Annotated in this window: 13 protein-coding genes and 1 pseudogene; 11 read left to right on the top strand and 3 right to left on the bottom strand. The window is 58.7% G+C overall.

Going from position 1 to position 20,207, the window contains the following annotated elements; genetic code table 11:
* The first annotated feature begins 31 nt into the window (after window positions 1-31).
* Window positions 32-865 carry a sugar-phosphatase gene (yidA, locus tag O0J73_RS03500; RefSeq protein WP_197564493.1) on the top strand — a complete coding sequence of 278 codons (834 nt, stop codon included), beginning with the start codon at window positions 32-34 and terminating at the stop codon, window positions 863-865.
* 334 nt (window positions 866-1,199) lie between these two features.
* Window positions 1,200-3,518, top strand: a complete 2,319-nt coding sequence (locus O0J73_RS03495) for a TonB-dependent receptor (RefSeq protein WP_308308014.1) — start codon at window positions 1,200-1,202, stop codon at window positions 3,516-3,518.
* 190 nt (window positions 3,519-3,708) lie between these two features.
* Here the strand turns inward: O0J73_RS03495 and O0J73_RS03490 are convergent, their stop codons facing one another.
* A complete protein-coding gene (locus tag O0J73_RS03490) occupies window positions 3,709-4,224 on the bottom strand; it encodes a hypothetical protein (RefSeq protein WP_308308013.1) in 516 nt (171 codons plus the stop codon).
* A 629-nt stretch (window positions 4,225-4,853) separates the two neighbouring features.
* Window positions 4,854-5,324 (bottom strand): annotated as a pseudogene (locus tag O0J73_RS03485) (ATP-binding protein); the annotation flags it as partial.
* A gap of 395 nt (window positions 5,325-5,719) precedes the next feature.
* Here O0J73_RS03485 and O0J73_RS03480 point away from each other — a divergent pair.
* From O0J73_RS03480 to qatC, 8 genes are all read left to right on the top strand, one after another.
* Complete coding sequence (locus tag O0J73_RS03480) at window positions 5,720-7,432, top strand: hypothetical protein (protein WP_308308012.1); 1,713 nt, start codon at window positions 5,720-5,722, stop codon at window positions 7,430-7,432.
* 70 nt (window positions 7,433-7,502) lie between these two features.
* Entirely contained in the window at window positions 7,503-8,159 is a 657-nt protein-coding gene (locus O0J73_RS03475; protein ID WP_308308011.1) for a hypothetical protein, read from the top strand.
* Window positions 8,160-8,197: 38 nt separating this feature from the next.
* Window positions 8,198-10,186, top strand: a complete 1,989-nt coding sequence (locus O0J73_RS03470) for an AAA family ATPase (protein WP_308308010.1) — start codon at window positions 8,198-8,200, stop codon at window positions 10,184-10,186.
* A complete protein-coding gene (locus O0J73_RS03465) occupies window positions 10,183-12,090 on the top strand; it encodes a UvrD-helicase domain-containing protein (protein ID WP_308308009.1) in 1,908 nt (635 codons plus the stop codon). The genes O0J73_RS03470 and O0J73_RS03465 overlap by 4 nt, the downstream gene beginning before the upstream one ends.
* A gap of 441 nt (window positions 12,091-12,531) precedes the next feature.
* Window positions 12,532-12,966 (top strand): NIF family HAD-type phosphatase, encoded by a 435-nt coding sequence (locus O0J73_RS03460; protein WP_308308008.1) that lies wholly within the window; start codon window positions 12,532-12,534, stop codon window positions 12,964-12,966.
* 331 nt (window positions 12,967-13,297) lie between these two features.
* Window positions 13,298-15,169 carry a P-loop NTPase fold protein gene (locus O0J73_RS03455; protein ID WP_308308007.1) on the top strand — a complete coding sequence of 624 codons (1,872 nt, stop codon included), beginning with the start codon at window positions 13,298-13,300 and terminating at the stop codon, window positions 15,167-15,169.
* 2 nt (window positions 15,170-15,171) lie between these two features.
* A complete protein-coding gene (gene qatB / locus O0J73_RS03450) occupies window positions 15,172-16,035 on the top strand; it encodes a Qat anti-phage system associated protein QatB (protein ID WP_308308006.1) in 864 nt (287 codons plus the stop codon).
* Entirely contained in the window at window positions 16,032-17,393 is a 1,362-nt protein-coding gene (gene qatC / locus O0J73_RS03445; RefSeq protein WP_308308005.1) for a Qat anti-phage system QueC-like protein QatC, read from the top strand. The genes qatB and qatC overlap by 4 nt, the downstream gene beginning before the upstream one ends.
* 881 nt (window positions 17,394-18,274) lie before the next feature.
* Here the strand turns inward: qatC and O0J73_RS03440 are convergent.
* A complete protein-coding gene (locus tag O0J73_RS03440) occupies window positions 18,275-18,847 on the bottom strand; it encodes a cyclin-dependent kinase inhibitor 3 family protein (RefSeq protein WP_308308004.1) in 573 nt (190 codons plus the stop codon).
* Window positions 18,848-19,358: 511 nt separating this feature from the next.
* On the opposite strand from O0J73_RS03440, the gene O0J73_RS03435 reads away from it, so the two are divergent.
* Window positions 19,359-19,583: a helix-turn-helix transcriptional regulator gene (locus O0J73_RS03435; protein WP_220084291.1), complete on the top strand. Its 225-nt coding sequence runs from the start codon at window positions 19,359-19,361 to the stop codon at window positions 19,581-19,583.
* The last annotated feature ends 624 nt before the right edge of the window (window positions 19,584-20,207 follow it).

The following is a 20,207-nucleotide window of genomic DNA, read 5'->3' as shown; positions in this document are numbered from 1 at the left end:
AAACTGGCGTGCCCCGCACGAGTTGAACGCAATGGACATGGGCCGCAGGCAATCGACCATCGAACTGGTCGCCATCGACATGGATGGCACCCTGCTGGATCCAGCCCACCAGCTCACCGCCCGGGCCAGGCAGGCGATCGCGCAGGCGCGCGCGCTGGGCGTGCACATCGTGCTGACCAGTGGCCGCCCGGTTCCCGGCCTGACGCCGTTCCTGCAGGAACTGGGCATCGACGGCGACGATGACTACTGCATCGCCTGCAATGGTGGGCTGGTGCAGCGCATCGGCACGCGCGAAACCGTGGTCGAGTATCCGCTCAGCTTCGACGACTTCCTGTTCTGCGAGCAGGTGGCCCGCGAACTGGGCGTGCACTTCCAGGCGCTGGACAGCCGGCGCATGTACACGCCCAACCAGGACATCAGCTACTACACCGTGGCCGACTCGCATCTCTCGCGGATGCCGCTGTCCTATCGCCGCGTGGCCGACATGGACCCGTCCATGTCGTTCATCAAGCTGATGATGATCGACGCGCCCGACGTGCTGGATGCCGCCATCGCGCGCCTGCCCACCGAACTGACCGAGCGCTTCGCGGTGCTGAAGAGCGCGCCGTTCTTCCTGGAGGTGTTCGACCACCGCGCCGGCAAGGGGCCGAGCCTGCAGAAGCTGGCCGAGCACCTCGGCATCGACCGCGCCAACGTGATGGCCATCGGCGACCAGGAAAACGACCTGACCATGCTGCAGTACGCCGGTACCAGTGTGGCGATGGGCAATGCCATCGATGCGGTGAAGGCGGTGGCGCGGTTTGAAACCACCAGCAACGCCGACGAAGGCGTCGCGCGTGCGATCGAGCATTTCGTCCTGCAGTAACCGCACGTCCCCGTGCCCCGGTTGGTGCCAACATTGGTTGGCACACGCAATCGGCACGCGCCGGCCTATACCCACGTATAGCGCACCCATCCCCATTGCCATTGCCGCTGTACCACCGCGCAATGGCGGATGCGGCAGTGCGATGCAAGAATTTCGCACGTCGAAATCACCCCACCGAACTCCACGGCAGATGATCGCTTTCGTCTGCTGACCGGCGCGCGCTGCGCCGTCACTCCCTCAACGCAATCGCATCGCCAGCCAGGGCGCCGACACCGGTGCTGCGTCGCGCTGGGCGTGCGCCTGCGCCGCTCTCTCCCTGCACCTGGATCTGCCCATGAACACCCCACCCACGCCGCGCCTCGCCCTGGCCATCATCACCGCCATCGCCGCACCTGCGTATGCCGCCGAGACCCACGACACCGCGCACGACACGCCCACCACCTTGAACGCGCTGCAGGTGATCGCCACGCCGCGTGGCGCCGCCGTCGCGCCGACCCAGGTGGTCGGCCCGAACCGCTACATCATCAAGGCCGAAGACCTCGACGCCATGGTCACCGGCAACAACGGCCTGGCCATGCTCAAGCAGGTGCCCGGCGCCAGCTACACCGCCACCGACGGCCTGGGCCTGGACATCTCGGCCACCAGCCTGTTCGTGCGCGGCTTCCGCATGAATGAAATGGGCATCACCTTCGAAGGCGTGCCGCTGAACGACAACGGCTTCCTCTCGCTCACCGGCACCAGCGTGGTGAATGTGGGCGTGCCCGATGGCATCGGCGCGATCACGGTCAGCCCCGGTGGTGCGCCGGTCAGCGTGTTTTCCAGCAGCGTCAACGGCGGCAGCCTGGAATACCGCCTGCGCGAGCTGCAGGACACGCCCAGCCTGCGTGTGAAGCAGGGCGTGGGCAGCAACAGCACGCTGGTCACCACCGTGTCCGGGCAGAGCGGCCAGCTCGGCGAGCACGGCCCGAAAGTGCTGGTCGACCTGCAGAGGGTTTCGGCCGACAAGTACCAGGGCGAGGGCACCCAGAACTTCCTGCGCGGCGACCTGAAGCTGCAGCAGGACGTTGCCTGGGGCGACTTCACCGTGTTCCTGTCCGACAGCAAGGCCAAGGTCTGGGGTTACAACAACATCTCCTTCGACATGATCCGCAAGCTGGGCTGGAAGGCCGACATCTTCTATCCGGACTACGCGTGGGCCTGGTACGTGGCCTCGCCGGAAAACGCGGACAAATCCTGCGGTGCCTACACCTGCGGTGAGCTGTCCGAACTGATTCCGTACGACACCGGCCAGACCACTCGCGATCGCGTGTCCTCGATCAACCATCGCTTCCAGATCAGCCCGGCGCTGAGCGGCAACGTGCAGCTGTACAACGCCAACAGCCACACCCAGGCCACGCTGACCGACCCGACCGTGCCGTCGCCAAACGGCGCACCGTTCTCCGAACAGGTGCAGACGCCGCGCGTGAATCGGCTGGGTGGCATGCTCAACCTGCAGTTCGAGACCGGCGCGCACACCTTCACCGCAGGCTTCTGGCAGGAGAAGAGCAAGGCCGCGGCCAAGACCGAGTGGTACCAGCAGCCGCTGCTGGGCGAGGGCCCGCCGCTGAAGGCCACCGGTCCGTTCGATGTGTACGGCCCCGCGTTTAAGACCGACAACGCGTCGAGCTGGATCACACGCTCGCGCCAGTTCTACCTGCAGGACGACATCGTGTTGAACGACACGCTGAAGCTGGGCGTCGGCTTCAAGGCCGTGGACTTCCGCACCAGCGGCGGCGGCCTGGGTGATGCCAAGGACCGGCCGGTGAACGGCACGCTGCGCGCGAAGAGCAACTTCCTGCCGCACGTCTCGCTGTTCTGGAGCCCGACTGAATCCACTGATGCCTTCATCGACCTGGCCAACACCATGAACGGCTACCGCGTGGCCCAGCGCGGCAACATCGGCTACACCGCCTCGGCGTGGACCATCACCGACCAGGAAGAGTTCGACCGCGTGGCCGGCACGTTGCGCCCGGAGAAGAACTGGAACCTGACCGTGGGCGCGTCGCATCGTTTCGACCGGCTGACGATCACCGGCGATGTGTTCTACAACGACATCCGCAACCGCCTGCTGTCGGCCGCCATCGGTACCCAGTTCGCGCAGATCAACACCGTGCGGCTGATGCCGAAGATGCACGTGATCGGCGCCGACCTCGGCATCACCGCCGACCTGACCGACCACCTGCAGTTCTACCAAGGCGTGGCCGTGGCCCGTTCGTACTACGACAGCGATTTCGTGGTGGGCGACACGGTGTACCCGATCAAGGGCAACGCGCAGCCGGGCTACCCGCAGATTTCGCTGGTGAGTGATCTTTCCGCGCACTTCGGTGACTGGCGCTTCGGTGCCACCAGCACCTCCTATCTGCGCCAGCCATTCACCTACGAGAACGACATCCGCGTGCCGACCTTCTGGCAGGTCAACACCTATGCCGCCTACCGCTTCGGTGCGGACAGCGCCGTGCCCGGCCTGGAGCTGCGCCTGGACGTGAGCAACCTGTTCAACCGCCACAACATCGGCACCGCCACCATCGCCGGCTCGTCGTTCTCGGGGGATTACCAGACCCTGCAGCGCAGCGCGCCCCGGCAGCTGATGTTCAGTACCTCGATGGCGTTCTGAGGCATCCCCCACAATGTCTGCAATCCGGTAGCGCCGGGCCATGCCCGGCGGAACACCGCCGACGCCGACAAAACCCGCCAACCAGGCTTCGCTTCCAACAGAATCTGGGCCGGTTCCTCCAGTGGTTGATCTCGGTTGGCAATCACTTCCTCATGATCACGGCATCATGGGACTCGGTCCGGCTGCGGACCTAGCGAGCTGGTATGCGGCGATCACACTGCAAAAGATCATCAACTGTCGATTGGTCCAACACCACGCTGAAGCCGCCGCTGATGGGCAGAAGAACGGGGCTACGCCCAGCGGACAGGGCGAAGACACGCCTCCCGCTCGGATCCTCGAACCAGCCCACATTGACACCGCGCGAGCTCATACCGTTCCTGCGCTTCCCTAGTGAATCACCCACCGGTTCAGTTGCGCCGATACCCACCAGCGCGACCGTTGGCAGCTCGGCCTTCCAGAAGCCCGCCTGCAAAGTGGAAGTATCCCCTTCGACTACGATCTTCGAACGCAGCGCCAGCATTGCTGTGGAGGCTGAAGTTGCGGCGCCGATCATGCAAAGGATGGCAATTGCAGCCGCCTTCTTCCTCGGGGCCAGGCCGCCATGGAATGCGAGGCCTATGGCGCAGATGAAGAGGATGATTGCTGGGGCAAGCTCCTGGAGAAGCGCGCCGCGATTGAACAGAGTAACGGGAATGGTGCACTGCATGTGTTCAGGCCTCCTGGCTGATTCCGATCGACTTCTCAATGAAGCCTGGCGTTGGCTCCAGGAGATCTGGAAGCTCGTGCTGAGGCCAGGCTTCTGCAGTCCTGCGATGGCCGCGACTCGAAACGGAACTGCCGGCGCTCCGTGGTGAATTCGTGCGTCGTGATTATAGTGATGGTGCGAGAAGCAAGGTGCTGGTCCAGTGACACGTCGCAACCTCATTGTAAAAATGCGAAGTTCCATTTCGGAGCGAGATCAATTAATAGCTCTGTCGTGACTGCCGGCTGCGACGGCTTTTTCTACCATGCTCTTTCTGCGAAGTGACAACGCATCTCCGTAAGATTCAAAGAACTCCTAGGTTGGCCGGGAAGGCAGGAGTCTTTGAATGATCAAGAGTACACGTGCTGTTGCCCCGCTGATTGCAAACGGCGGTAGTTCAATGTTGGCGACTACGAAGGCATGGCGCAGTGAGCGCTGGAACGGTCCTCTTGAACTATCGCCGGAATGCAATTGGGGCGTGAGCTGCATATGGCGGTGCGCTCGTCTTGCCCCACATGCCTGCTCCTGACAGAAAGGGAGGGCATAAGCGACATGTTTTGCACTTGATCCAAAGTGAGACGCTGGGAGTTCTTTCAACCTCCGGGCTTCCCCCGATCCAACTGCCGGTACCCGATTGCTTCAGAAAGATGCGCCGTTTGGATCGCTTCACAACCCGCCAGGTCCGCAATCGTGCGCGCCACCCGCAGGATTCGGTGCATCGCCCGTGCCGAAAGCTGCAGGCGCTCGATCGCCTGCTCCAGCAAATCCTGATCGGCTTCACTCAGTTTCGTGCAGGCGCGCAGCGCCGCCGGGGGCAGATGGGCATTCAGCCCGCCACGCGCCTGTTGCCGGGCATGCGCAGCTTCCACCCGCTCACGTACCGATGCACTGGGCTCGCCCAGCGGCGTACTCTCCCGCAACTCCACTGCATCCATCCTGGCCACGCTGATATGCAGGTCGATGCGGTCCAGCAGCGGCCCTGACACCCGCGCGCGATAGCGGGTGATGCGTTCATCCGTGCACAGGCAGCGGTTGCTGCGGTCACCGGCCCAGCCACTTGTGCACATGTAACAGTCGCTGCATAGACGCCAGGAAATGATCTTATAAATCAGTTATTTATGTAACACCCGCTGTGTCCACTGCAGGGGCAGACTTCTGATGGACAGTCTTAGCCACATTTCCGTGGTCTGGCCGGTGATTTCCCTCTGGAATGGATGCCGCTTTTCATGAGGATCTCCTCGCTTCGGACTCTACGGGATTACGTATAGTTTGAAATTCGACGCAAGCTTGCCAGCGTTGCATCAGAGTGGGAGCCCTTAGCGCGAACAAAGCAGACAGCGGGCGAATACTGGGGATGCTGCAAGCTGTTACCTGTAGAAGAGTGTAGGCTTCAGAACTAATGAGCATTGCCGCTATGTAACCAATACGGGTGAATAGAGACTACAAAGGAACTGCCTTGATGGACCAAGTACCACAACACGGTCGTGGCGGCTACGGGGCGCAACTAAAATCGATGCTGGACGCGACATCGCAGGCGGTGGCACGCAGCCGTGGCGCGCATGAAATCGCGAGACAGGATCTATGCAACGCACCAAGCGTTCCTAACCTCAAATCAGCTGAAGAGCTACTGGAGGAGTTCCTCAGTGGAGCGCGGAAGGAACTGACTGCCGCGCAAGAACTTGTGCGTTCCAGTGGCGAGGCTAGCCTGCTGCGCCGCCCAATTGCGGCCTTTAAGGCGAAGCGGGCACTAAGTGAGGCAAAAGCTAAATTCAACGAGCGGTACGAGCACGCCACCCAGCTCGAAGTCACGGCCCAAAGAGAGGCGGTTGCGGCCGGCATGCGAGATCAGCACGCGCTCCATATAAGTCGTAAGAAGGCTGCTAAGGAGGCGGCCACAAAACTCGCTATATTGAGCCAGTTTCAGGTTCAACTAAGAACTTTGATTGAGCCGCTAGCAGATGCGATCGAACGCAACGCATGGATTGCGCCAGGGCTGGGGAATCTCTTAGCCCAAGTCAATAGCGAGATGAAAAAGGGACTGCTCAACAATGCACTTGAACTGCTTGGAAGTGCGCAATACCAACGACTTCCCACTGAGTCAACGCTGAGTGCATGGGCACAAGAGCGAGAGGAACTCATTGTCAGGATGGAGCACTTGCGACCTGGCTTCTCGGCAATCGCGCCATTCCGGGGATTGGTAAGCACTACGCTAGAAATCATTCAGAAAGGCTGCCCGGGACCACCTTGGGAGGCCTCAATGGCAGAATTCGAACATTGGTCGGATCGCTGGCATGCGATCCCAAGATGTCTTCTCTCGCCTGCACATCTCGCCGATCCCGTGCAGTGGATTCTCTACTGGGCAATTCTGAGTCAGACCCAAGTGTTCACCGAGGATCTGCATGATTCCATTGCCAATGAGGACGTGCTAACCGGGGTTGTCACCGGAATGCTTAGGCAAGAGCTGCGAGGTTGGGCCAAAAATCGCCTGAAGGATCTCGGCTACCCCCGAGCAAAGGCCGAGCTGGAATTGGTCCAGATCGCCGGTACGCGGGGCGAGCGTCAGACTGGAGCCGATCTTGGCGTCATCGTGCAAGTAGACGTCGGGGACCTGCGCGTTCACAAGGTAGCTTTACTGCAAGCCAAGATTAGTGAGCGTGGGAAGGCCAACATTGGAAGCAAGCCCTCTGGCGCGCGTAAACTTACTCAGTTGCAGAAGTTGACGAACGCAAGCAAAGACCACTTCCTCTTCTATCACATCGCGAAGAGTGGCTCTCCGGCCATGCTCCCCACCGTCAGCCCAGTGCGTCACTTTATAGAGACCTACAATCTCGACGAGGCGGGGATGGCGCGAGAACACATTCCGGTCGACACTCGAACGCGAGGCTCAGACTTGGCATCTTTCGTGGCCTTCGGACTGTGCAGGCCTCTTGGGGAGGGCCTGGGGCAAGATGTCCTACCTGAGCAAGACGCGCTAGACGTGCTTAGCTCCGGCGGGGCAACTGAGCTGCCTAGCTACGTGGTGGTCGTCTCCATGACGGACTATGACCGAGGTCCTCAGCATGTGCTTAGCAAGCTTGCTAATCGAGGGTACAGCTCGCCATCAAGGGGGAAAGGGGTAACGCGACGTTGCTCGCCAGAGCCCTCACGGGATGAGCCTGAACTGGATATGTAGTGCCTCAGATCGCATAGCTGAATCTAACTCCGCACCAGACGTCACCTGCGATGATATTGGAGGGCATTGAATGCAGCAGTTCATTGAACGTGTTAGGGACAACATCCTCCCCCTGTCTGTCGCCAAGAGTCTCCCGATTGCGTTCCAGGAGTGGCGATTCACTGAGAACACATACGATCACGAGCAGCCATCCGAAACTTGCGAGCTGTGTGAACAGGAGCAGCTTCGATATCAGTTCGAGATTGCCAACGAGCATAATGGGAACAAGATGCTCGTGGGTTCCACGTGCATACTTCGCTTCCAAGTTGCCGTCTACGACGAAGGTCGAAGGCTGAGCGAGGTGGAGGCGCGGGCCAAGCTCAGCAAGCTGACTGAAAAGATGCGACAAGATAGCTGCATTGAGCAGTTGCAGCGTGTTAGCGACGCAGAACAAAAGGGCAAAAGTGGCAAAGAGGACATTCTGTCCAATGCACTTGCTTACTATCGGAAGAACGGAAGGCTGACCCCGAAGTATGCCTTCGTCGTGCTTTGGCGTCTGAAAGCGCACGACATCGATCACAACCCTAGCTTTTTCAAGATATCGCTAGCAACCGACAAGCACAAGGAAGACCTCAGGGTCATGCAGACCGGCAGGGTGCATCTCATCTGGCCTTCCCTAACATCCCAGCAGCGGAAGATTGCAGAGCGACTTGGCCATAAACCACCGCCTAGCACCGCCAACAGCTGACGCTCTTTCGTACAACAGGCCGTAGAAGGAACGGAATAATGCACCTGCACCGCATCAAGGCGAAAGGATTCAGAGCGTTCGGGGGAACAGCGGCCTCACCCAGCTTGGATCTCACTCTCAACGAAGGCCTGAACCTTCTGATCGGAGAGAATGACGCTGGGAAGACCACGATCATAGATGCCATACGTCTACTCCTCTGGACGACCAGCTACGAGAACGTTCGGCTGCAAGAGTCGGATTTCCATGCCCACGGCACGTCCCAGGTTGATACTCTGACCATCGAGGCCTGTTTAAAGGGGCTGTCTGTTCCACAGGAGGCAGCGGTTCTCGAATGGTTGACCTACGAGAGTGACGGAACCAGATCGCTGATTCTTCACCTTAAGGCTACTCGCATACCCGTAACACCCGGAAAGCGCGCGAGGGTCTTTGCGGTCACACACAGCGGCGTTGGCGGCGCAGGGCCGGAGATCGGCACCGCTGTGAGAGAGTTGGTGCGTGCTACGTACCTGCGCCCTCTCCGGGATGCCGAAGCAGAGCTACGGCCAGGTCGCATGTCGCGTCTTTCGCAGATACTGGGAGCGCACAAATCAATGGTTGCGCAAGATAGGAACGACTTCGACCCCGCTGCGACCGACCCTCCTGAGACTCTAGTAGGCATGATGAGCCGGGCTCAGTATGACATTCAACGTCACGCGACAATCGGGGTTGTCCAGGACGACATCAATAGTAACTATCTCTCAAAGATGTCTTTTGACGGGGAGGAACTCACATCCCGGATTCGCATCGCCGGCTCAAGCAACCTGACGCAGATCCTCGAGCGATTTGAGCTGTCCCTGACTCCGCCCACGACAGTTGATCAGGATGCGAAGTGCGGGCGCGGGCTGGGGTACAACAACGCGCTCTTCATGGCCACCGAGCTCGTGCTGCTGAGCGGGGATGACGAAGGGCTTCCGCTTCTCCTTATTGAGGAGCCGGAGGCTCATCTACACCCGCAACTGCAGGATCGCGTTCTCAAGCTGATGCAAGCGAAGAGTGGTGATGTCGACTCACCAGTTCAGATTCTAATGTCTACGCACAGCCCATCCTTGGCGACCACTGCGCCGCTGGAGTCGCTCATTCTGGTACGGAAGGCGCGGACGTATCCGCTCCGCCAAGCCGATACGCGTCTTGACCGGCTGGACTACGAGTACCTTGAGCGCTTCTTGGATGCGACCAAGGCTAACCTCTTCTTCGCCCGGGGCGTCCTGGTGGTTGAGGGGCCGGGCGAGGCGCTGCTTCTTCCCGCCCTTGCTGAAGCAGCTGGCCTCTCCCTCTCCGCCCACGGAGTCTCGATTGTCAATGTGGGTGATGTCGGCCTCTATCACTACGCTAGGATTTTTCAGCGAGCTGAGGGCGCGGTCTCTATCGGAATGCCAGTAGCGTGCATTACGGACCGGGATATCGTTCCAACAATGGCCTCTTATGTCGCCGTGCCAAAGAAGAAGAGCGTAAAGCGATTTGAGCACGACTACGATTCTGCTCAAGCAGCTGCAGCTGTCCAAAAGAAGGTCGATAGGGTTCAGATCGCCAGCGACGATGCAGTAAGGGTCTTTGTCTCTGATCACTGGACACTTGAGTATGACCTTGCACTCAGCGGCTGCTCGGAGCTCATCTTCACGGCAATTGCGCTGGCATGCATCAAGCGCTCGCAAGGGGAAAGGTTTGACGATTCCAAGATCGATGAAATGGTGGCAAACGCCGCTGCAGAATGGATGATTTTGAGCGCGAAGCATGTTGGTAAGCCAGTGGCCCTTGCGTGTGAGATCTACGAGCCGCTGTACGCGGGGGATGCATCAAAGGCTGTTACGGCGCAGTTTGCCGCCCGCCTCTTGGCGAGCGGGAAGTACGGAAAAGGCAGGGACCTGCTCGACCGACTTCCGGCGTACCTTCGGCATGCGCTTGTCCACGTGACATCCTTGACAGACGATGCCTCCGGGGTAGGTAGGGCCGGTGACGCTGAGCCCGAGCATGAGGGGACAGCGGTATGAGCTTACCAACGATCTCAGACGAAGACTTGGCGCTGTTATCGGAAGCGATGCCGGGTCTGGACTTCACGGATCCAGAGAGGGCTGCAGTTCTTCGTATGATGGGGTCCTGCGATGTCCAGGCTGCGCCTGGCAGCGGCAAAACAACACTTCTCGCAGCGAAGTTGACCCTGCTTGCTTCGAAGTGGAAGCATTCCAATAGAGGAGTCTGTGTTATCAGCCATACCAATGTGGCTGCAGCGGAGATCTCCAAGCGTCTGGCTGGCAGTCCGCAAGGTGCGTCCCTCTTGGGGCACCCACATTTCATTGGCACTATTCACTCATTTGTAAATACCCATCTCGCACTGCCGTTTCTTCGATCACAGGGCACCGATGTTGACTCGATCGACAATGAAATATTCGGAAAGAATGCGCTCTATCTGATGTGGAAGAAGCCGGCGCTTCGTGCTTGGCTGAAGAGGCAGGCTAACGGTGAAGAAATCGTCAGAACGCTCATCCATGTGGGTGCGGATCTGGCGATTGGCACCGAGAAAGGGCAGCTTCCTAGCAAGGATTCTCCGACGTGGAAGCAGGCGAGTGAGATCAAAAGGGAGCTGTCTCAGCGCGGGATCTTCCGTCACGCAGATATGTTTGCGTTCGCCACCCGTCTGCTGCGGGATTTCCCTGCGGTCAGTGTCGCCGCATCTTTTAGGTTTCCGCTGGTGCTAATTGATGAAATGCAGGATACGGATGCGGAGCAAGAGGCAATGCTCGATTCCATCTTCGGCGACGAGGTGATAGTTCAACGCTTCGGTGACAGGAATCAGCGCATCCTGTCTGGCGGAAAGGAAGAGGCTAAGCTTACATTCCCCAGGGATGGGGCTCTCACTGTCAGCTCGACCAAGCGATTTCCGACCGACATCGCCTCTGTCGTTTCATCGGTTCAGGACTATCCCGCAAGTGTGGTATCCCATCGTCCTTCTGAGCAGCCACCTACGGTCATTCTTTACGATGATGCGACAGTCACCAATGTCATTGAGCGATTCGGGAGGCTTGTTCTTGAAGAACTGACTGACACACAGCTCGCGAGCGCGCCCGTCAAGGCAATCTGCGCCCGCAAGGCGGGGGATTCTGGATCGGGGCTAGGCCGACATGTCGGTGACTACTTCCCGGTGTATGCGATGAAATCCCCAACGAGTGGAGGGAAGGAGAGTATCAGGACCCTCCTGACGGACCCTGCAGGATGGGGTGACGCTCCTTTGGGTTTGGCCTCACGTACCCGGGACGTGTCCCGTGCACTACTCCTCGGTCTGAGAGCCGGCAACAGTCCCCTAGTGAAGGACCTGCGAGATGCGAATCGGCTCATACGAGCACTAGAGAGCAAAGGTGTGGATCTAGAGCCTATCCGTCGTCTGCGTCATCACCTCGTCACCTCAACCGGTCTTGCCGGAACAGATAGCTGGCAAGGCACGATGTCGCATCTGTTCAACACGTTGCGGTCATATCTTGATGATGGTGTGGACGAGGCAGCTTTCATTGCGGCATTGGAGGACGGTGCCGGTGCCGGCCTGGCTCATTCCATCCCGGACAACGTTATGCGGGTTGATGACGGTGACCGCTCTGTGTCGATTGAAATAGCGACGACTGCATCCGTGAAAGGTGAGACGCACCTTGCTACGCTCGTTCTTGATTCGATGGTTCACTATCTGAGAAGGCACGATATTGGAGCCGCAATGGACAGCATTGCACTAGGGAGTCCTATCCCAAGCAAGCCAAAGTCCATCAAGTCGGCTTACCGGGGTCTCTACGTTGGCATGTCACGTCCGACGACCCTATTGGCAATTGCAACTCACAAGGACCGCGTCAGTACTGCACACCTTGCTGCACTTGAGTCAAACGGATGGAGGGTGATTAGGGTCGATCCCTAGAGTCGGTGTTCGACAGCGAAGGTAACGAGTTGTTGACTAGGACATCGAACCAATGGCGCTTGCTCAAGTCGAATCTGTGACGTTGTGACTTCCTAATCTCGTCGGTGCTAAGAGGACAGCTTTGCAACAATCTTGCCGCACTGCGGTGCACGCCTGCCATGGTTTTCTGGGGTCCAATAGTATCTCAGCGCTGCTCATTGCTTGGGATGCATGCATAGATGCGGGCTAGGAGCGGTTAAATGCGGTCTGCCTTTCGTATTCTCGAGGTTTTCAGAAGTGGCCAGCAGTACGATGCTTTTCGTTGTCGCGTCATGGCCGTACCAGTAGGCTCACAAGCTGCACCAGTAGGCTCACGATGTAGACAAAGCCGTCTGTTGCGAGCATGGTGTTTGCACTACTGCCCTGACCTGTAATGACTCTATGCGCCCGAGAATTCTCGCAATGGATCTTGAGGGTACGCTCATATCCAATGCTATTAGTCAGATTGCAAGGCCTGGACTGGCTGAATTCCTTGCCGGCGCGCGGCTTCAATTTGAGACGCTGGTGATGTTCACGACGGTTCCCGAAGCGCGCTTTCGGAGCATCGCGGAACTCTTGGTGCGTGAGCGGAGCGCCCCGGAGTGGTTCGCAGATATTCACTTCGTCCAATGGTCAGGAAAGACCAAGGATCTCAGCTTCGTATCAAAGAGGATCGGTGATGCGTTGCTTTTGGATGATTACGCTCCCTATGTCCATCTAGGACAGGAGCACCTCTGGGTTGAAGTTCCACTGTTCGCCTCTCCCTACGCGATGAGTGATGATGGGCTCAGCGTGGCCTCTGGGCGCCTCCTTGAGCGCGTTGAGGAGCTCAATGCGGCCTCCGGGAAGATGAGCTAGTCCCATGCGACCTCCAGCCTTGTCGCACAAGCACATCGAGCCAGAACGCCTAAGCGGTAACGTCCGTGGTCGGTCCCAATTGCAGGTGGTACAAGGCGGGCCTGGCCTCGCGTGAACTTGGCTATTTGTAACGCTGAGCTGTGAGCAGGCGTTATTGAGCCTCCGGTTCCTTGCGGAGAGGGTGTGCTTGGACAGTTGAAGTTCCGCAGGCGTGACCTTTACAAGGGTTGCAATAGGGCATTATCTATAGCAATCTGAATCGCGAGTAGGCACGGGAACGCCTGCCGTATGGCATAGGTGGAGTCGGCCTTATTAGCCCCAGGGGGGGGACATGCAAGGACTGCTGATTTTTCCAGACGACGTTGCAGTCGTAGATCTGCTGCACGCTGAGCCGCTGGCTCGGACGATCGCCGAAGTGATTCGCGCCCATCCCGACCATGGCCTAGTGCTTGGAGTGCATGGCGACTGGGGGGCTGGCAAGTCCACAGTGCTGTCATTGGTGGAGCGCTCACTGAAGGACCAGTCGGGGGTGACCACCCTATGGTTCAATGGCTGGGAGTATGAAGGATTCGAAGATGCCAAGATCGCAATCCTTGAAGGTATCGTTCGCCATCTTCAGCAAGAGAAGACCTTCGTTTCCAAGGCAAAGGACTTGTTCCGTCGTCTGCGCAAGCGGATCGACTATCTGAAGCTGGCTAGGGCTGGCGTGGTCGCGGGCGTCGGTGCAATGGTTGCTGGTCCCGCCGGACTGGCGCTGCTACTGCCAACACTGCTATCGAAGGATGCAGCGGGAGAGACTTTCGATAAGGTCTCCGACGTTCTAGGCAAGGACGATCCAGCGGATGATCCCTTAGATCTGCACGGATTCCGCCGTGATTTCAATGAGTTGTTGGACAAGGCCGCGATTAAGCAACTTGTGGTCCTGGTGGACGATCTGGATCGATGCTTGCCGCAGACAGCCATTGGTACTCTAGAGGCGATACGTCTATTCCTATCGGGACCGCGGACTGTTTTCGTGCTTGGCTGTGACCGACAAATGATCGAGTACGCGGTTCGCGAGCACTTTCCAGCACGTCCCGGACTGAAGGCCGACGAGTACGCTCGGAACTACTTGGACAAACTGATCCAAGTGCCTTTCGTGCTACCCATTCTGGGGCCAGTCGAAGTTGGCCATTACGTTCAGCTTCTCCTCCTTGAGGGAGTTCTAGGAAGTTCCGATCCCGGATTCGCGCAGGTGCTGGCCCAGGCCAAGGAGCTGCTGAAAAAGCCGTGGCTGAAACAAGAGCTTGATCTGAAGCCAGTCAAGAGAAGTATGGATCGAGATAGATCCCTGCAGCCTCTTCAATCCTTGATGCTGGGCATTGCGCCGGTCCTAGCTGCGGGCACTGACGGAAATCCGCGCCAAATCAAGCGCTTCGTCAATGCGGTGTTCGTCCGCCTACGTGCAGCGCACGCGCGCGGCTTGGACGACATCACCGTAGCTCCGCTGATGAAACTGATGCTTGCTGAGTACTTCCACCCAGACCTGTTCGATGCTATTGCATCGGAATCCCGCGATGGCAACGGTGATAGTCCGTTGCTGCGCCAGCTCGAGGGAAGTAAGAGCCCCGCGCCGGCACCAAAGGCGGCGCCTAAGGTACGAACTTCAAAGACGAAGGGTGAAGAGCCGGAGCCTTCCACGGACTTCATAAATGATCCAAAGATCGCCCGGTGGGCAAAACTTGAGCCAAAGCTGGAGGGCACTGACCTGCGTCCGTATCTCTTCATTATTCGGGATGCGCGCCTGGTGACGAGCTCCGGGCTGCCAGATGACGTCGGCGAGCTGCTTGCTGCATCTGCAAGCGGAGTGTCCTTGCTTGCGCGCAAAGCTGAGGTGCTCAAGCTGTCAACTGAGGGGCGTGGGCTACTTGCATCCGAACTGATCACGCGATTGATCCAAGCCAGCGATCACGGTCGTCGAGATTCTTATGCCCAAAGCCTTGGCGACCTACTACGCCTCGATGCCGAAGGGGTGGCGGGTATCATTGATCGCGGCTTCGTCAGCATGCCGACAGCCGCTGCCGGCACGTGGCTGTCCCATTTCAGCGAGCTGGCTAAGTCGGGCAACAATCTCAGGGCTTGGCTGCAACGGGTTCTTGATGAGGATGCTCCGCGCCCGCTGGTCACCCTCATTCAAGCACTCCTCCAGAGCCGGGGCTCGTAACGATGGGTACCTCTGCAAGCTATTCCGGCCCGAGGGGCAGCAATCCATTGATTCCTTCTTGGGCTGACTTGCCGCTACCGGGAGAGGTTCCAGGCGAGGCAGGAGCCGAGTCTGCCGATGAGGGGGGGGCTGAAGCCGACTCTCGTGGCGACGGCGTCCAACCGGAGCCTGCTTCCGACCCGCTACGACTTACCCCATTGCGCAGAGCGGTGCGCCGCTCCGCGCGAGCCGGTGGATCTGACGACAGCGCCATGCGCGCAGCAGCCCGCCATTTCGCCAGTAGCGCGATGGGAGGGGGCGAAAGGGGCACCCGTCGCATGGGCTCAGCTCGCCGCGCCGGTGACCGTATGGTGCAGGCGTTCAGCGCTCTCGCTACCGGCGGCGGGCAAGCGCTCGCACGGGTGCTGCGCCTAGACTCACTAGCCGGTCTGTCCACCACGCAAGTATGGGACCGACTCGCTGAGTTCGTCTGTTCAGACGGCGCGTCGATCGACGAATCCATAGTTCGCGTCGCCTTCTTTCAAACCCTGCGCTTTGAGATCGAGAACGGCTTGGACGATCTGTTGGAGGCAAACTCCGAGCAACTATCTGCGTTTTTTGAGCGCTTCATTGGTGAGTGCGTTTTGGAGCGCCTTTCACAGGACGGCGGCAGTTTGCTTGAGCAGAACGGCGTGTCCGCCGCAGCCGCGTTCACTCACCTATCTACGTTGAGGGCGTTCGTCGTGGTGCAAGTACGTCAACGCCTGTCCGCCAGCCAAAGCCGATTTCTTCCAGCTCAGATCGATGCAGGCCGCTTTGACGCGATCGTCAGTCATACCCTCAGAGAAGCCATCACCGCCGTTGGAGACTGGGGAGCGCACGAATGAGCCGATTGGAAATCGTTCTTTCATGGGACGGTAGTAGCGTTGCAGGAGGCACTGCTGAAGATTCTCTGCGCGTCACGCTTACCGACCGCCGTGGGAATCCTCGCTTCGGACTGCATCAATTTTTGGAGACAGTGCTGCGCACCGGTCGACAGCCAAGTGCGCAAGCGTTTGAGCTTGCTCTAGTCGCGCTCGGCGTATGGCTTGCTGATACGCGGCTGTCACGCCAGCAGCACTCAGAGGACAACTGGACGCGCAACATCCACCTTTTAGTTCCCGTCCGCAATGTGGCGCGCTGGCAGAGTTGTGCGCGGCTTATATGCCGCCTGCTAGGTACTCTAAGCGGTGACATCTGGTCGATCAGTTTCTACGCCGCATCTCCCGAAATGGGGGTCTATGCAGAGAGACTCTCGCTCGAGGATTCGCTGGATGCAGCCGCACCACCTGTTGCGCTTTTCTCAGGAGGGTTGGATAGCTTCGCGGGCGCAATCGACGCCTACGGGCGTGAGCCTCATGCCCCAGTATTCGTTAGCCAGGTCGATGGCGGCAACTCTCAGACCGTTGAGTCGTTGACAGAGCTTCTTACGACGCGCACGGGACGCCCGGTAGAGATTGTTAAGTGGGCTGTTTCCTCGCGCGCAGCAGACTTTGGCCCAGGATTCTCTGGGCAGGGCGAGCTGACTATGCGAGCCAGATCATTCCTCTTCTTCGCAGCGAGCGCTGTAGTTGCTTCTGCCTGGAAGAGCGCTCGCGTACTTGTACCCGAGAACGGCTTCATTTCACTCAACGTTCCGCTCGATCCTTGGCGGCTGGGTGCACTGACTACCCGGACTACCCATCCATTCGTCATCGCGAGGTTCAATGACCTCCTTGACGAGCTCGGTCTCCCCGCGCGCCTCGAGAATCCATTTCAGGGTAAGACTAAAGGTGAAATGCTCGCTCAGTGCGAGGACCTGAGCCTGCTTTGGGACGGCCTTGACCTGACCGTTTCATGCTCAAAACCGAAGTTCGTGCGGCGGTATCGCGCGGAGTTTGGAACAAGCCACTGCGGAACGTGCTGGCCATGCCTGATCAGGCGGGCAGCGATCAAGCATGCATACCCGACGCGTTCAGATCCCACGAAGTACGTCACTGAAGGACTGGACTACCTAGACACAGAGCCAGGAGCTAGGGGGCATGTTATTCGCTCGATCCAGTACGGCCTCAATATTCTGCGTCTACCAGACGATCAACTCCGGTGGGCTTTGGCGACGGTCGCACCATTGACGGATGTCGAAGGACATACGCAGGAGCTCCTGCGCTGCGTACGCAGCGGCTTGCTAGAAGTGGCGGACATCGCAGGTCTGGAGGTGCCTCAGTGAGCGGCTTTAGGCTCGTAGATGCCCACTGCCACGTCGACCTGCTACCGAAGTGGCAGGAGACCTTGGAGTTCCTAGAGTCAAGGCAGCAGTTCACTTTTGCTGTGACGACCACGCCACGGGCGTGGCAAGTCGAGAGGGAGATGGTACGCGAGTATCGGTACGTTCGCGTTGGGATTGGACTTCACCCCCAGGTGGTACACGATCGTGTCTCTGAACTCGTCGCCCTTGAGCGTGGAATTCCCGAAAGTCCGTTTGTTGGTGAAGTTGGTCTCGATGGTTCGCCGGCGCACAGGGGTAGCATTGCGCAGCAAACCAAAGTACTTCAGCGGGTCTTCTCCGTGTGCAACGAGGTGGGGGGGAGAACCCTCTCACTGCATAGTTTGCGAGCCGCCACCGCCGTTCTCGACCTGATCGAGAGCTCAAGAGTGCACGAGCGGAACACCTTGATCTTTCACTGGTTCACGGGATCAATGACGGAGCTTCGACGCGCTCTCGATCTGGGAGCCATCATATCGGTCAACGCGGATTTGCTAAGCACCGCGCGTGGTCAATCTATAGCACGTGCGGCGGGCCCAAGTCGTACCCTTACGGAGACGGACGCTCCGTTCAGCAAGCGCCATGCAATTGGCAATGGAGTGCCAGAGCTCCAGCCCGTTCTAGACTCGCTTTCTCACTGTTGGGAAGCCGATGTGCTCAAAGTGGCTAGAGACGTAGAGAAGCTAGCTGGCGACGTATGGTTCCGACGTTGAACTGCGATGATGAATGGACAAAGTTTGTGCTGCCAGTTCTTGATCCCGGTGATATCGGTTAGCCGATAGTCCTCGAAGAGGTTCTTCGATCGGTCGTAGAGAGCGGACCGAGACCCATCCGCCTTCCATCCTTTACTGACCCAGCGCCTTAGCCCACTTGCGGACGAAACACTCCTGCTCGAGGGTCTCTATAGCCCCTGGACGCGCCGTTCGTACGGCAAGCATAGCGCTCTCTGCATCGCTGCTCGTCTTAGTGCTCAGTAGAAGAAGCGAAGCAACCGTTCCTGCACGGCCCAATCCTCCCTTGCAATGCACGACCACCCTTTTCCCGTCGAGCAGTTCGCGAATCAGATATGGACCTAGCTCTTTCCACGGTGACAGGAAGCGTTTGTCTGGTGCATTGCCGTCCGTAATAGGAAGCCCGTACCACATCAAGCCATGATCGCTGGCCTGAGTTGGCAGAGAGGAGATCCTGAGTTCGTCGAACTCGTGTGGTTCAAGTAGCGTGATCAGATGTCGGGCGCCCCAAGAATGAATCGCCGCCAAGTCTGCATCGAGGTCGCGCGCCCAAGCGCCTGTCATGGCGTTTTCTTGAAACTTCCCTGGAGCAAACGTCACACCAATCGCCCCACCATTCGCTCCCACTGGCAACGCAGCAATATTTAACGGGTGGGTGAGGCTGGTCCGACGCGTCGTAGCTATCATTTGTAATCGTCATCCCACGCTAGTGTGTGGCGCCTGGACCAATCAGAAGGACTGGCAGCGCAAAGGCAACAGCTTCATGGCCAGTTGCCACGGGAGGCTATGAACAGATGCATGGCCTGACGGGACTCCATCGCTTGCTGCGGTAGTTCAATCTTTCGTTGGTAGCAGATCGTACGTGCATAGGCGATCTGCGCCTTTGTGGGCCTTTTGATGTCCCAGTCAAGCATCTCTGGCACCAATCTAGAGAGCTCCGCAGCAAGGCGCCTTGAAAGCCCTTCCGCGTCCGTGCTCTCTTGGAGCTTTGCGATTTGGCGTCGCAGGTCCTGCGCTGACTCTTGGCTGAGAGACAGCTCCAAGGCGAACTCTGACTCAGCATCCACTAAGAAGAAGCTCATTCCCGCCTGCCAAGGTCTGTAAGTGGTCCACACCGCCGGTGCGGGCTCGTGACGCTGCCAGGAGCGCTACCGTAAGTACTGTAGACCAAAAATACTACAAAACTAAAGCTTAGGGGGTGACCATCCCCAAGCCCCAGCAAGCTCTTGGAGCCGCCGTGAAGGCGAGACGGATGGCGCTGGGTGTGTCTCAAGAGGATTTTGCAGCTGAACTGGGCATGCACCGTACTCAACTTGGCCATATTGAGCAGGGGAAGAAGGATTGCCGGCTTTCCACCGTCATAAGGCTTGCCGATGCCTTAGGGCTATCGGCGTCCAGCCTGCTCCATATTGCCGATCTCTAGCCGCCGGGCCCGAGAATGCAGGGTGGCGTCGGTCGCCATGGTCCAGTAGCGTTGTCATTCATCCTTGCTGGCACGTGGTCTCTGTGGGAAAGCCGTGATGTTGGTATTGGGGGCAAGGGCCCGAAGTCTCTCGCACTCCAGTGTCAGTCGGAGTACTTGAGAATCTGCCTCTAGTAGAAGCGCGGCCATCTTATCGCGCTGCTGTGTAAGGTCCTCGATCCGCCTGCGAAGGCTTCGAGCCTTCTGCCGCTGCAGAAGCGTGGAGCCGGATGTCGGCCTATCCGGTAGTGCATTTGCATCAATCCATTGCTGGATCATGGCTACAACTCGCGGAAAGCGAGACTTTCGGAGCGCTGACGGAGTGACGCCTGCCTCGCGAGCGACGCTGGCCTGAGATACTGCTGTTCCAATAGAGCACTTGATGGGTTTGCCCGCCTTCAGGCGCTCAAATGCTTCGATAAATGCCATCTCGGCCTTATTCACTTTCATTGCTTGACTCGCAGAAGCGGATTGCGCTTTCAAGTGCATGCGCTTGTCCAGAGAGGGGCTGACCTGCCCCCTTTCTCAGGGCCACTAGCTACTTAGTAGAGTCCAGGTTGGGGAGCATACCGCTCCGGTGGGTCA

This window comes from Stenotrophomonas sp. Sm6012, from assembly GCF_030985895.1.
In the GTDB taxonomy this organism is placed as follows: Bacteria; Pseudomonadota; Gammaproteobacteria; order Xanthomonadales; family Xanthomonadaceae; genus Stenotrophomonas; species Stenotrophomonas forensis.
The sequence above is the reverse complement of the archived record's forward strand: the minus strand, read 5'-3'. Positions and strand labels throughout refer to the sequence as shown.

Bases quoted from the DNA above. Each gene is read 5' to 3' on its own strand.
- O0J73_RS03455 (WP_308308007.1), top strand. From the start codon at position 13,298: ATGCAAGGACTGCTGATTTTTCCAGACGACGTTGCAGTCGTAGATCTG.
- qatC (WP_308308005.1), top strand. From the start codon at position 16,032: ATGAGCCGATTGGAAATCGTTCTTTCATGGGACGGTAGTAGCGTTGCA.
- O0J73_RS03495 (WP_308308014.1), top strand. From the start codon at position 1,200: ATGAACACCCCACCCACGCCGCGCCTCGCCCTGGCCATCATCACCGCC.
- yidA (WP_197564493.1), top strand. From the start codon at position 32: ATGGACATGGGCCGCAGGCAATCGACCATCGAACTGGTCGCCATCGAC.
- qatB (WP_308308006.1), top strand. From the start codon at position 15,172: ATGGGTACCTCTGCAAGCTATTCCGGCCCGAGGGGCAGCAATCCATTG.
- O0J73_RS03465 (WP_308308009.1), top strand. From the start codon at position 10,183: ATGAGCTTACCAACGATCTCAGACGAAGACTTGGCGCTGTTATCGGAA.
- O0J73_RS03470 (WP_308308010.1), top strand. From the start codon at position 8,198: ATGCACCTGCACCGCATCAAGGCGAAAGGATTCAGAGCGTTCGGGGGA.
- O0J73_RS03460 (WP_308308008.1), top strand. From the start codon at position 12,532: ATGGATCTTGAGGGTACGCTCATATCCAATGCTATTAGTCAGATTGCA.
- O0J73_RS03480 (WP_308308012.1), top strand. From the start codon at position 5,720: ATGGACCAAGTACCACAACACGGTCGTGGCGGCTACGGGGCGCAACTA.
- O0J73_RS03475 (WP_308308011.1), top strand. From the start codon at position 7,503: ATGCAGCAGTTCATTGAACGTGTTAGGGACAACATCCTCCCCCTGTCT.
- O0J73_RS03440 (WP_308308004.1), bottom strand. From the start codon at position 18,847: ATGATAGCTACGACGCGTCGGACCAGCCTCACCCACCCGTTAAATATT.
- O0J73_RS03490 (WP_308308013.1), bottom strand. From the start codon at position 4,224: ATGCAGTGCACCATTCCCGTTACTCTGTTCAATCGCGGCGCGCTTCTC.